This is a genomic window from Vibrio rotiferianus (assembly GCF_002214395.1).
GTDB lineage: Bacteria > Pseudomonadota > Gammaproteobacteria > Enterobacterales > Vibrionaceae > Vibrio > Vibrio rotiferianus.
Genome location: NZ_CP018312.1, coordinates 640,178 through 653,729, shown reverse-complemented (window position 1 = coordinate 653,729; position 13,552 = coordinate 640,178). Strand labels below are relative to the sequence as shown.

At 44.6% G+C, this 13,552-nt stretch carries 13 protein-coding genes; 1 reads left to right on the top strand and 12 read right to left on the bottom strand.

What is annotated here, in order from left to right:
• Position 1: 1 nt before the first annotated feature.
• From fabZ to rpsB, 12 genes are all read right to left on the bottom strand, one after another.
• The gene (gene fabZ, locus BSZ04_RS12095) at positions 2 to 454 is read right to left on the bottom strand and encodes a 3-hydroxyacyl-ACP dehydratase FabZ (protein ID WP_005430234.1); all 453 of its coding nucleotides are present in this window, start codon (positions 452 to 454) and stop codon (positions 2 to 4) included.
• Between the two features lie 151 nt (positions 455 to 605).
• Positions 606 to 1,637 (bottom strand): UDP-3-O-(3-hydroxymyristoyl)glucosamine N-acyltransferase, encoded by a 1,032-nt coding sequence (gene lpxD, locus BSZ04_RS12090; protein WP_010449735.1) that lies wholly within the window; start codon positions 1,635 to 1,637, stop codon positions 606 to 608.
• A gap of 6 nt (positions 1,638 to 1,643) precedes the next feature.
• Positions 1,644 to 2,153, bottom strand: a complete 510-nt coding sequence (locus tag BSZ04_RS12085) for an OmpH family outer membrane protein (RefSeq protein ID WP_010449736.1) — start codon at positions 2,151 to 2,153, stop codon at positions 1,644 to 1,646.
• A gap of 16 nt (positions 2,154 to 2,169) precedes the next feature.
• Positions 2,170 to 4,584 (bottom strand): outer membrane protein assembly factor BamA, encoded by a 2,415-nt coding sequence (gene bamA / locus BSZ04_RS12080; protein ID WP_038882872.1) that lies wholly within the window; start codon positions 4,582 to 4,584, stop codon positions 2,170 to 2,172.
• A 45-nt stretch (positions 4,585 to 4,629) separates the two neighbouring features.
• Positions 4,630 to 5,988 (bottom strand): sigma E protease regulator RseP, encoded by a 1,359-nt coding sequence (gene rseP, locus BSZ04_RS12075; RefSeq protein ID WP_045394151.1) that lies wholly within the window; start codon positions 5,986 to 5,988, stop codon positions 4,630 to 4,632.
• Positions 5,988 to 7,193, bottom strand: a complete 1,206-nt coding sequence (ispC, locus tag BSZ04_RS12070) for a 1-deoxy-D-xylulose-5-phosphate reductoisomerase (RefSeq protein ID WP_071234567.1) — start codon at positions 7,191 to 7,193, stop codon at positions 5,988 to 5,990. The genes rseP and ispC overlap by 1 nt, the downstream gene beginning before the upstream one ends.
• A 51-nt stretch (positions 7,194 to 7,244) precedes the next feature.
• The gene (locus BSZ04_RS12065) at positions 7,245 to 8,087 is read right to left on the bottom strand and encodes a phosphatidate cytidylyltransferase (protein ID WP_088880475.1); all 843 of its coding nucleotides are present in this window, start codon (positions 8,085 to 8,087) and stop codon (positions 7,245 to 7,247) included.
• Positions 8,088 to 8,099: 12 nt separating this feature from the next.
• A complete protein-coding gene (locus tag BSZ04_RS12060) occupies positions 8,100 to 8,855 on the bottom strand; it encodes an isoprenyl transferase (protein ID WP_088880474.1) in 756 nt (251 codons plus the stop codon).
• Positions 8,856 to 8,951: 96 nt separating this feature from the next.
• Positions 8,952 to 9,509 carry a ribosome recycling factor gene (gene frr, locus BSZ04_RS12055; protein WP_010449748.1) on the bottom strand — a complete coding sequence of 186 codons (558 nt, stop codon included), beginning with the start codon at positions 9,507 to 9,509 and terminating at the stop codon, positions 8,952 to 8,954.
• A gap of 97 nt (positions 9,510 to 9,606) precedes the next feature.
• Positions 9,607 to 10,338: a UMP kinase gene (pyrH, locus tag BSZ04_RS12050; RefSeq protein WP_010449750.1), complete on the bottom strand. Its 732-nt coding sequence runs from the start codon at positions 10,336 to 10,338 to the stop codon at positions 9,607 to 9,609.
• 153 nt (positions 10,339 to 10,491) lie between these two features.
• Positions 10,492 to 11,337: a translation elongation factor Ts gene (tsf, locus tag BSZ04_RS12045; RefSeq protein ID WP_038882869.1), complete on the bottom strand. Its 846-nt coding sequence runs from the start codon at positions 11,335 to 11,337 to the stop codon at positions 10,492 to 10,494.
• A gap of 131 nt (positions 11,338 to 11,468) precedes the next feature.
• Positions 11,469 to 12,197, bottom strand: a complete 729-nt coding sequence (rpsB, locus tag BSZ04_RS12040) for a 30S ribosomal protein S2 (protein ID WP_005529366.1) — start codon at positions 12,195 to 12,197, stop codon at positions 11,469 to 11,471.
• Between the two features lie 397 nt (positions 12,198 to 12,594).
• Here rpsB and map point away from each other — a divergent pair, with 397 nt between their 5' ends.
• Positions 12,595 to 13,473, top strand: coding sequence for a type I methionyl aminopeptidase (gene map / locus BSZ04_RS12035; protein WP_005436764.1), 879 nt, complete (start codon positions 12,595 to 12,597; stop codon positions 13,471 to 13,473).
• Positions 13,474 to 13,552: the final 79 nt, after the last annotated feature.

Sequence of the window (13,552 nt, the reverse complement as noted above, 5' to 3'; positions counted from 1 at the left end):
ATTAAAACTCTCGACGAGCACACTTCAGCTCTGCTGAACATACCACTTCGCCGTCAACTTTTGCTACACCACTAAATGCAGCAATACCACGACGCTCTTTTAGAAATTCTACTTCAATAATCATTTGGTCGCCTGGCACTACAGGTTTACGGAACTTAGCGCCGTCAACACTTGCGAAGTAGTACAGTTCGTTTTCCGTTGGTGCACCAAATGATTTAAATGCAAGTAAGCCAGTTGCCTGAGCCATTGCCTCTAAGATTAGTACGCCTGGGAATACTGGCAGCTGTGGAAAGTGACCTGTGAACTGAGGTTCATTAACCGACACGTTTTTAATCGCGTGAAGGTACTTCTCTTCTTGGAAGTCAATCACTCGGTCGATCAATAAGAATGGGTAGCGATGAGGTAGTAGCTCTTGAATTTCAGAGATGTTCATCGTTTTCTTTTCAGTAGTCAAAGTCGTCTTCCTATATCAATTCTCAACAACCAAGATGGCCCCCCCCCTTACTCTGGGGACGGTAAACCCACTTGGTGATAAATCTACTTATAGCGCGTCATTATAGAAGAAAAAGACCCGCATTTCGCGAGTCTTTGTTCAGAAAGTGGAACTAAGATTCTTCTTTCGGTTTAAGTTGCTTTTCAACGGCTTTCAATCGTTTGTTCATCTCATCAATGCGGTGAACTCGAGTTGCCGTCTTACGCCACTCTCGGTTGGTTTGCAATGGAATGCCTGACGAGTACAGGCCTTTCTCTTCGATACTGCGCATAACCATGCCCATACCGGTAATAGCAACCCCATCCGTGATCTCGATGTGGCCATTGATAACCGACGCGCCACCGATTTGGCAGTACTTACCAATTTTTGTACTGCCTGCCACAATAGTACCACCGGGCATCACCGTACCATATCCGATCTGCACGTTGTGAGCGATTTGAAGTTGGTTATCAAGAATTACATTGTCTTCGATGATCGTATCTTCAAGAGCACCACGGTCGATAGTGGTACATGCACCAATCTCAACACGGTTGCCGATACGTACAGAGCCAAGTTGAGGAATTTTAATCCACTCACCTTTGTCATTCGCGTAACCGAAACCGTCTGAGCCGATGACGGTGCCAGATTGCACTAGGCAGTCATCGCCCAGCGACACTTCATGATAGATAGTAACATTAGCCCAAAGCTTGGTGTTGTTACCTAGCTTTGCGTTTTTACCGATAAAGCAACCTGCGCCAATACTTACGTTGTCGCCTAACTCTACACCCGTTTCAATCACTGCGTTTGCACCGATTGTTACGTTAGTACCCATCTTCACGTCTGCTGCGATTACGGCACTTGGCGCAATCTCATCAGCTGGCTTTGGCGTTGTATCCATAGCTTGAACTACACGAGCAAAAGCGATGTAAGGATCGGCAACCACAAGAGAGTTTCCAATACATTGGTCCTTGTGATCGGCTTTCACCATTACAACTGTCGCTTTACACTCAGAGAGGTGCTTTGCGTATTTAGGGTTAGACAAGAAGGTAACATCACCTTCTTGTGCTTTATCCATGGGAGCTACACGGTTTACAACGAGAGACTCGTCACCAAATAGCTCACCCCCGGTAATTGTCGCCAACTCGGCTAATGTTAATGTCTTCATAACTTCTTATTTTAGAGCTTTAATTACGTCTTCAGAGATGTTGTATTCTGGCTTACCGTACTGAAGTGAAGTAGTGTCAATAACGAGATCGTAACCTTTCGCCTTAGCAACTTTTTCTACTGCATCTTGGATAGATTTGAATAGCTTCGCTTTCTCTTCAGCTTCACGGCGAGCGCCAGCTTTCTCTAGTGCTTGAGCTTTTACTTTGTATTCACTGTCTAGCTTAGCAATATCAATACGTAGCTTCTCAATTTCTTCTTGACCTAAAAGTTCACCGTCACGCTGCAGCTTCTCAATCTTTGTTTTAGCTTGCGCTTGGATTGACTTAAGCTCATCAGCTTTGCTTTTGAAGTCTTTCTGCATTTTTTGTAGAACCACTTCACGCTGAGGAAGAGCCTGAAACACTTGCGCTGTATTGATGTAGGCAATCTTTTGCGCTGCTTCTGCAGCGTTTGCAAACATAGATGAGCTCAGTACAAGAAGGCCTAAACCAGCCGCTTTGATCATTTTATTCAAAATATTTTCCTCAAATTTAGAAGGTTCTGCCGATAGTGAATGTGAAGACTTCTTCGTCATCGCCATCGTATTTTTTAAGTGGTTTCGCTAGTGAAAATACCAGAGGCCCCATTGGAGACATCCATTGTAACGCCGCACCATATGATGAACGGTAGTTAGTAGGATCAGAGTAATCGTAATAGTAACGGTCACCAAACTCAGCACCAGAGTCTCGATAATCGAACTCTGTATCCCAAACACTTGCCATATCGAAGAAGATACTGGTACGAATCTGGTTACGAACTTCATCAGATGCAAATGGGGTCGGAACAATAAGCTCCAAACTTGCTAACGCTACTGCGTTACCACCTACTGCGTCATCAGTCGCGGTATCTACACCGTTGTTAGAACCAGAGTAATCACGGTAAACGGCTTTTGGACCAACCGAGTTAGAGCCGAAGCCACGTAGAGTCGTGAAACCACCCGCGTAATAGTTCTCGTAGAATGGGAACAAGTTGTCGTTACCATTCGTCTGACCATAACCGTTACCGTAACCTAGACGGCCGCGGAACAAGAGCGTGAACTCGTGCTTTTTAGTCAATGGTACATACTGACGCACGTCATATTGCATCTTAAAGTACTGAACATCAGAACCTGGTACCGTCATCTTATAGAATGCGCGTTGGTGATTACCCGCTGTAGGGAAATAGCCACGGTTCAAATTGTTTCGTGTCCAAGAAATATTGATATCGAAGTCATTGGTATTCAATGCACCGTTCGCATCAATATTTTCTGATTGAGCTTGTAAGAACTGTTCAACCTGTAGGTAAGGAGAAAGGTTACCGATCTTGTTGTGCGTGTAACCAACACCAAATTCGAAACGGTTTAGTTCATCAAATGGGAAACCCCAAGTCAGGTTAGCGCCGTAACTTTCGTTGGTGTAGTCAACGATACCTGCTTCAGATGCTTCAAACTCATCATAGAAAATTTTACCGCCGAGACTCACACCATCGAGGTTCCAATAAGGGTCTCGGTAATCTAAGCTGATATTTTTTTGGTAGTCATTCATCATCGCATTGATACCAACGCGGTTACCACTACCAATAAAGTTATCTTGCTGTAGACCAACTTGGAAGCTTACACCTGACTCTGTACCGTAGCCGACACCAAAGTTCACGCTACCAGAGTTGGCTTCTTTAACCGAGTAAACAAGATCTACTTGGTCATCGCTGCCAGGAACACGTACCGTTTGAACTTCTACGTTTTCGAAGTAACCAAGACGGTTAAGACGCGTTTTACCCGTTTCAATCGATTTCGAGTTTAGCCAGCTGCCTTCCATCTGACGCATCTCACGGCGCAAAACTTCGTCCTTAGTGGAGTTGTTGCCCGTAAAACGAATATCACGAACGTAAATGCGGCTACCTGGCTCAACATTTACAACCAATGACACTTCTTTGTTCTCGTCGTCGAACTCAGGAATTGTACTTACCTGCGGATAAGCATAGCCAGACTCACCGAGCACACGTTTGATGCCTTCCTCTAGTGAGGTCACTTTAGAGCCGTTGTAGGTCTCGTTGGCTTCGAACGGCACCATTTTCTCGAATCGAGCGTCTTCACCAATCAAATCGCCGCGGAATTTTACATCTTTAACGGTGTAAACCTCTCCTTCCTCCAGGCCGAGAGTGATATACACCCCCTTCTTATCTGGGGAAATTGCGACTTGCGTCGAGTCTACATCAAACTTCAAATAGCCACGGTCTAGGTAATAGGATTTCAGAGCTTCAATATCACCAGCAAGTACTTGCTTTTGATACTTCTCATCAGCGAGGAAGTTCCACCACGGCACATCAACGTTTAAGTTAAAACGAGAGCGGAGTTCATCATCAGTAAAGACTTCATTACCAATAAAGTTGATTTGCTGAATCTTCGCCGATACACCTTCGGTGAAGACGAATTTCAAATCAGAACGATTACGAGGCAATGGAGTAACAACCGCTTTTACCGTAGCGTTGTACTTACCAACGCTGTAGTAAAAATCTTCTAAGCCTTTTTCGATATTACGTAAAGTGGTTCGGTCTAGAGCTTCACCTTCACGGATACCTGATGCATTCAGGTTTTCCTGTAACTGCTCATCTTTGATCGCTTTGTTACCAGAAAATGCAATGCTAGCAATAGTCGGTCTTTCTTTAACCTGGACTACAAGTACATCTTGATCCTTAAGTACTTTTACATCCTCAAAGTTACCCGAAGCGTAAAGAGCACGAATGATGTCCGCAACATCTTGTGAATCGACCGTGTCTCCTACTCGAACAGGCATTTTCAACAACGCAGCACCAAGTGCCACACGTTGTAATCCTTCAATCTGGATGTCTTGAACTACAAAGTTTTCTGCCCCATTTGCCGAGACACTGGTTGCCAGTAAACTCGCAAATAGAATTCGCTTAATCGCCATATTTGTTCTAATTATTCCTTGCTACTGCTAGATGTCTCTGAAGAATCACAGACGAGTAAAATCATTAAATAGTGCCAGTGCCATTAACGAAAAGATAATCGCACCACCAATTTTATATCCCATTTCCTGCACTTTCTCTGGAACTGGGCGTCGGATGACCGCTTCAATTGCAAAAAAGAGCAGGTGACCACCATCCAACATTGGTAAAGGAACGAGGTTAATAATACCTAGGTTAACACTGATCAGTGCTAGAAAACCTAAAAAGTAAACCAGACCGTAGTCTGCTGTCGCCCCTGCCCCTTTGGCAATCGAAATTGGTCCACTTAAATTATTCAGACCAACATCACCTACAATCAGTTTCTTAAGCATACTGATTGTAAGTCCAATAACTTGACCTGTTTTGTCAATCGCTTTGCCAATAGACTCGAATACACCAAACTGTAATTCGAAGCGATAACTTTCTGGCCATTCTGCGACTTTAGGTGCGATACCCGCAAAGCCAACTAATTGTTTGTTAGCTAGCTCACGACTACCCGGAGTCAAAGTGAATGATTGCTCTTCACCTTGACGTAACACTGTCAGTTCCATTGGTGTTTCTGGGTGAGAACGAATGGCTTCGACCACTTCTTCCCATTTAGAAATCTTATTACCATTAATCGAGATGATTTTATCGTCGGCTTGCAGACCTGCTTTCTCAGCAGCTCCACCTTCGCTTACTTGCGCTAACTCCGTGAAAATCTCTGGCGTATATGGTTTAAAGCCAAGTGATTGCATCGTAGATTGCGTTTCTGGATCAAAGTTCCAATCACGAATATCAAGTGTTCTCGTGACCTCTGAACCAACTTCGTTTGCTGAAGACAACGTCATCGTCACAGAATCATCACCAATATGGGAAATTAACCCCATATTGACTGATTCCCAGTCCGGAGTTTTGATACCTGAGATGGATTTTAGTTCCATTCCAGATTCAATTCCTGCTTGAGCAACGATTGAATTGGGTGTTACTTCACCGATTACAGGCTTTACTGCTGGTACACCAATAAGGAAAACTAACCAATAGGCTACAATAGCAAATAGAAAGTTAAAGATAGGGCCAGCGGCAACGATAGATGTGCGTTTCCACAAAGGCTTTTGATCGAACGCCAGGTGTTTTTCATGTTCTGGGATATCATCAATACGGCTGTCCACCATCTTGACGTAGCCACCCAGAGGAATCATAGAGATGCTATACTCTGTTCCGTCTTTGCCTACCTTACTCCAGATAGACTTACCAAAACCGATAGAAAACTTTTCAACTTTTACACCGCAACGACGCGCAACCCAAAAGTGACCAAACTCGTGCACGGCAACCAAGATGCCCAATGCAACGATAAAAGAAACCAAATTCCACAAGATACCAGTCATTAGCTACGCTCGCGTAAAAATTCTAAGGCGATAGTTCGTGACATTCTATCTAGCTCTATCAAGCTTTCCAAGTTATTCACATTCTCAGTTGTATGGCTTGCCGTGATTTTGTTCAAAACTGACTCATTGATGCGAGCGATATCAGTAAAACCAAGGCCATTATTCAAGAACGCATCCACAGCAACTTCATTCGCGGCATTCAATGCTGTTGTAGCATGCTGACCTTCATAGCATGCATCAATCGCTAACTTAAGACATGGGTAGCGAGCAAAGTCAGGTTGAAGGAATGTCAACTCACCAACTTGAGTAAAGTCGAGCGGTTTCACTCCGGCATCCACTCTTGATGGGTAAGACATCGTCAATGCAATCGGGGTTGCCATATCTGGCTCCCCCATCTGCGCCAATACTGAACCATCGCGATATTGCACCATAGAGTGAATCACCGACTGAGGGTGAATGATCACTTTCAACTGTTCGCGAGCCGCATTGAATAGCCATTTTGCTTCAATGTACTCAAGACCCTTATTCATCATGGTCGCAGAATCAACCGAGATTTTTGGTCCCATTGACCAGTTAGGGTGAGCAATGGCTTGCGCTGGAGTCACTTTCTCTAGCTCTGCGATATCAGTGTAACGAAATGGGCCACCAGAACCAGTGAGAAGAATTGATGAAATACCATGCTCTTCTAAGTTACAACGACCTAGGTTAGTTTGAACTTGTTGTGGGAGGCACTGGAAGATCGCGTTGTGTTCACTATCAACAGGGAGAAGCTGAGCACCATGCTCGGCAACCGCATCGATAAACAGCTGACCAGACATTACTAGCGCTTCTTTATTGGCTAGCAGTACACGTTTACCCGATTTTACCGCTGCCATGGTCGGTAACAGACCTGCCGCACCAACGATAGCTGCCATTACGCTGTCCACTTCTTCTAAGGCAGACACATGACAAAGCGCATCAACACCACCTAATACCTCAGTATTTGGTGAGATAGAAGCCAGTTCTGATTGCAGAGCCAATGCCGCCGCTTTATCCGCCATCACAGCGTATTTTGGTTGCCATTTACGGCAAAGCGCGACCATCTTTTCAACGTTAGTGCTTGCCGCTAATGCGACGATAGAAAACAGCTCCGGGTTCTGTTCAACCACTTTAAGTGTGCTTGCACCGATTGAGCCTGTTGCACCAAGAATCGTTAACTTTTGCATGATGTAAGACCGTTAGAAAAATTCAGGAGCGACGAAGCCGCTCCCGATAAATTAGAATACGTAGTAAAGAAGAGCAAATACTGGGAAGGCAGCAGTTAGGCTGTCGATACGGTCAAGAATGCCGCCGTGCCCTGGAATGATATTACTGCTGTCTTTGATACCTGAAACACGTTTGAACATGCTTTCGACTAGGTCACCAAGCACAGAAATCACAACCGTAATCAGCGTAATGATCACCATATGAAGTGGGCTGGTAAATTGGATATCAAACCAACCTGCAAATAACCATCCAACAATCAATGCTGCGATGATACCGCCAATCAAACCTTCGATTGTTTTGTTTGGGCTCACATGAGGTGCCATTTTGCGTTTACCCAGGCTTTTACCAGCGAAGTAAGCGCCGCTGTCTGCAGCCCATACCAAGAAGCAAACGTACAGCACAAGTTTTGCGCCGTGGTATGGATCTACTGAAATATCAGAAGCTCTAAGAATGATCACACTCCAAAGAAAAGGGATCAGAGTTAGAAAACCAAACACATGACGAAGGGCTTTACTGCCTTGCCATAAGTTAGTGGTTTTAGGATAAGTGATTGCCATGCCACTTGCGATAATCCACCATGCAAAACCAAGCGCTAATACGGCGTAGTGTGGTGCTGCAAGTTGATTTAAGCTTGTTACATCTGGCGAAATGAATAGAAAACTTAGTCCGGTTACAACGGCTGCCGGAATAAGCGCAGCAATGCGTGAGTTGCTTTCTGTAAACTGGGTCCACTCCCAAAAGCCTAACAGCGTTACCGCAGTTAATGCGATAATAAAGCCGATTAGGGGTAATTTAAAAATACCTAAAATAACCAGGGGAGCTAAAATTAGTGCTGTTATTATTCTCTGTTTCAAACTAACTAGTCCTTATTGAGCAGCCATTAATGCCTTTACTTGCTCGCCAGTACAGCCAAAGCGACGTTCGCGGTTAATAAACCAAGTCACAGCCTCTATTAAGCTGTCTTCGCCGAATTCTGGCCAGAACTCTGGAGTAAAGTACATTTCTGCATACGCTAACTGCCACAACATGAAATTGCTGATACGACATTCACCGCTCGTACGAATCAAGAGATCGACTTCTGGTAAATCCGCCATCGTCAAATGCTGGGTAATTAGCTGCTCATTTATGTCCTCTACACGAATCTCTCCGTTACGCGCTTTAAGCGCTAACGTTTTCGCTGCCTCTGTAATATCCCACTTACCGCCATAATTAGCCGCAATGTTAATTACCATCCCGGTGTTATTTGCCGTTAAAGCTTCAGCCTCGATGATCTTACTTTGTAGACGCTCACTAAAACGGCTGGTATCGCCAATAACACGTAAGCGTAAGTTGTTTTTATGTAGCTTTTTCACTTCGCTCGATAGTACCGAAATGAACAGTTCCATCAGTAACCCAACTTCTTCTTCTGGACGACGCCAGTTTTCACTACTAAAAGCGAACAATGTCATGGCTTTGATGCCAAGTTTAGAAGCTGCGGCCACGGTCTTACGCACGGCATTAACGCCTTTTTTATGGCCAAATACGCGAGGTTTTCCTTTGGACTTAGCCCAACGGCCATTACCGTCCATAATGATGGCAATATGCTTTGGAAGGGAATCAGAGAAGGCTTGAGAATTTTGCATAGGGAGTTAATTGAGTTCCATCAGTTGGATAGACTAACACAAAAAAACGCTGCACTGTGAGCACAGCGTTTTCCAACAGTGATGTAGTTGGGAGTATTAAACTTCCATCAACTCTTTTTCTTTCGCGGCAAGAACATCATCGATCTTCTTAACTGCCACGTCAGTCAGTTTTTGAATCTCGTCTTGTGCTTTGCGATCTTCGTCTTCAGAGATTTCTTTATCTTTTAGAAGACCCTTTAGGTCGCTGTTTGCATCACGACGGATGTTACGTACTGCAACACGTGCGCCTTCTGCTTCACCACGAACGATCTTAACTAGGTCTTTACGACGCTCTTCCGTTAGCGGTGGAAGTGGAACGCGAATGATTGTACCAGCAGACATTGGGTTTAGACCAAGGTCAGACATCATGATCGCTTTTTCAACTTTCTGAGTTAGCTCTTTGTCGAAAACTGTGATTGCTAGAGTACGAGCGTCTTCAGCAACAACGTTAGCTACTTGGTTAAGAGGCGTAGCAGCACCGTAGTATTCTACAGAAATACCCGATAGTAGGCTTGGGTGCGCGCGGCCAGTACGAACTTTAGAAAGGTTGTTCTTTAGCGCTTCAACGCTTTTGTCCATGCGCTCTTGCGCGTCTTTATTGATTTCGTTAATCACGGTTTCACCTTAAAAATGTCATCTTTCCTGAAGAAAGCCTAAAGGGCTTGAGCAAAGTGAAACACCATCCAATATTCTAGTTGGATGGTGTTGAGATTTACGCGTCAGCGCAGATCAGAGTACCTTCAGCTTCGCCCATAACCACGCGACGTAGTGCGCCTGGCTTGTTCATGTTGAATACGCGGATTGGCATTTTGTGGTCACGAGCAAGTGTGAACGCAGCCAAGTCCATTACTTTCAATTCTTTATCCAGAATTTCAGCGTAAGATAGCTTATCATACAGCTCTGCGTCTGGGTTTGCTACTGGGTCAGCAGTAAATACACCATCAACTTTTGTCGCTTTTAGAACTACGTCAGCTTCGATTTCGATACCACGTAGACAAGCTGCTGAATCCGTCGTAAAGAATGGGTTACCTGTACCTGCAGAGAAGATCACTACACGGCCTTGACGAAGTTCACGAATAGCATCTGCCCAATTGTAATCGTCACACACACCTTTTAGCGGAATTGCAGACATTACACGAGCGTTTACGTATGCGCGATGAAGTGCATCACGCATTGCTAGACCGTTCATTACTGTTGCTAGCATACCCATGTGGTCACCCACAACACGGTTCATGCCCGCTTCAGCTAGACCAGCACCACGGAATAGGTTACCGCCGCCGATTACCACACCAACTTGAACACCCAGTTCAACCAGCTCTTTAACTTCTTGAGCCATACGGTCAAGTACCGCAGGGTCAATACCGAAACCTTCTTCGCCTTGAAGAGCTTCACCGCTCAGTTTTAATAGAATACGTTGATACGCTGGTTTAGGGTTCGTAGTCATGGAGTTTACCTTCCAAAAGAGAGTTGTCGATTAACAGTCATGAATAGACACAAGATTACTTATAGCTATTCATCACGGTTAAATTTTGCGGCTCTTTTCATAAAAAGACCGCAGCCAAGGCCACGGTCTAAAATTTGTGCGCATCTCTAAGGATTAACCTTTTTGAGCAGCAGCTACTTCTTCAGCGAAGCTCATTTCTTGAGCTTTCTCGATACCTTCACCTACTTCTAGGCGAACGAATGTAGCAACAGAAGCACCTTTCTCTTTTAGCATTTCGCCAACAGATTTCTTAGGTTCCATGATGAAAGCTTGACCAGTTAGAGAGATTTCGCCAGTGAATTTCTTCATGCGGCCGATAACCATCTTCTCAGCGATCTCTTGTGGCTTGCCTTCGTTCATAGCGATTTCAACTTGAACTTCTTTCTCTTTAGCAACTACGTCAGCTGGTACGTCTTCTGGGTTAACGAACTCAGGCTTAGAAGCAGCAACGTGCATTGCAACGTGCTTAAGAGTTTCTGCGTCGCCTTCACCAGCAACAACAACACCGATTTTCTCACCGTGACGGTAAGAAGCGATTGCAGTACCTTCTACGTAAGCAACGCGACGGATGTTGATGTTTTCGCCGATTTTAGCAACTAGAGCTACACGCTCTTCTTCGAACTTAGCAACTAGCTCTTCAACAGAAGCTTTAGAAGCTAGAGCGTCAAGTGCTACTTTTTCTGCGAATGCAGTGAAGTTACCATCTTTAGCAACGAAGTCAGTTTGGCAGTTAACTTCTAGAAGAACAGCAACGCCGTTTTCTTCTTTGATGATGATTGCGCCTTCAGCAGCAACGTTACCAGCTTTTTTAGCTGCTTTCGCTGCGCCTGACTTACGCATGTTTTCAATTGCTAGTTCGATGTCAGCGTTTGCTTCTACAAGCGCTTTTTTACATTCCATCATGCCAGCGCCAGTGCGCTCGCGAAGTTCTTTAACTAGAGCAGCAGTTACAGTTGCCATTCTCTATTCCTCGTTTGATTCGAAATAAGGTAAAAAACAGGGGCCTACATTGTCGGCCCCCATTGCTAACTATAACTCAGTCTATGCTACAACAAGGTTTCACATAGACTAAGTGTGACACAGAGCCGTTATTATTCAGCTTCTACGAAACCGTCTTTTTCAGCAACTGCTGCAACGTCTTTGTTGCGACCTTCAGACACTGCAGATGCTGCAGCGTTTAGGTATAGTTGAACTGCGCGGATCGCGTCGTCGTTACCTGGGATGATGTAGTCAACGCCGTCTGGGTTAGAGTTAGTATCTACCACAGCGTATACTGGAATACCTAGGTTGTTAGCTTCTTTAATTGCAATGTGCTCGTGATCAGCGTCGATTACGAATAGAGCGTCTGGTAGGCCGCCCATATCTTTGATACCACCAAGAGATTTCTCTAGCTTCTCCATTTCACGAGTACGCATTAGAGCTTCTTTCTTAGTTAGTTTTTCGAAAGTACCGTCTTGTGCTTGTGCTTCGAAATCTTTTAGACGCTTGATTGACTGACGAACTGTTTTGTAGTTCGTTAGCATGCCGCCCAACCAACGGTTGTTAACGTAGTATTGGTTGCTTGCGATTGCAGCTTCTTTAACAGCTTCAGATGCAGCGCGCTTAGTACCTACGAATAGAACTTTACCTTTCTTCTCGCCAACTTTAGCTAGTTCAGCTAGAGCTTCGTTGAACATTGGTACAGTTTTTTCTAGGTTGATGATGTGAACGCGGTTACGAGCACCAAAGATGAATGGCTTCATTTTTGGGTTCCAGTAACGAGTTTGGTGACCGAAGTGAACACCAGCTTTCAGCATATCGCGCATTGATACAGTTGCCATTTTAAAATCCTCTATGGGGTTAGGCCTCCACATCCCCCATAATTCCGACCAAGCTTCTGCTCAGCACCCCGGAACATGTGACGGAATGTGTGTGATTTAAAGATAAAAGTTTAATCGGAAGAAGCCTGCTTCGCTGCTATTCTAAAGAAAAGCAAAGAGAACAGTCCTCGATTCCGGCGCGCTTTATACCATATTTTAGCCTAAGATGGCTAGTAAAAATTGTTTCTTACAATTCTAATTTACCTATCACACCTCCCCCTACTCCCTCTTAAATTCCATGACTAAACTACAAGTAAGAATGACTCATATTCTTAACTGGCTTGGGTTAACCGCAAGATGTCTGATAGAATGCGCGCATTCGCACGTTAGCGTGCTTACGAATAAGTAGAGAAAGCCAATGTCAATCAAGATTAAAACTGCTGAAGAAATCGAACGCATGCGTATTGCGGGCAAGCTAGCCGCAGACACTCTAGAAATGATCGAACCGCACATCAAAGCCGGTGTGACGACAGAAGAGTTAAACAAAATCTGTCACGATTACGCTCTAGAAAGAGGCGCTTACTCTGCACCGCTTGATTACCATGGATTCCCTAAATCGATCTGTACGTCAATCAACCACATCGTTTGTCACGGTATCCCAGCAACTGAAGACGAGAAAGGTGCAAACGGCCAAATGAAGCCAGCTGTACTTAAAGATGGCGACATCATCAACGTTGATATTACGGTTATCGTTCCTAACGATGAAAACGCAGATCTAAGTGTTCGTCCACAAGGCTACCACGGTGATACGTCTAAGATGTTCCTAGTGGGTGATGTTTCACCTGCAAATAAACGTCTGTGTATGGTGGCTCAAGAGTCACTGTACATCGGCATGCGTCAAGTAAAACCAGGTGCAACAGTGGGTGACATCGGTACCGCTATCGAGAAGTACATCAAAGAAAACAATAAGAACAACCCACGTAACAAGTTCTCTATTGTTAAAGACTTCTGTGGTCACGGTATCGGTGATGAGTTCCACGAAGAGCCACAAGTGGTTCACTACAAGAACAAAGACCGTCGTGTACTAAAAGAAGGTATGTGCTTTACTATCGAGCCAATGATCAACGCAGGTAAGTTTGGTTGTACTGTTGACGCTCAAGACGATTGGACAGTTTACACTGGCGACGGTAAAAACTCTGCACAGTGGGAACACACTATTGTGGTAACCAAAGAAGGTTGTGAAGTACTAACACTTCGCAGCGACGATACCATTCCACGAATGATGAAAAACGTATAATCGCATATCACTTTCCATATCCCCGCCCATGCGGGGATATTTTTTATCTGCAGCAAATTTGTTAGATTGCTAGTAGTTT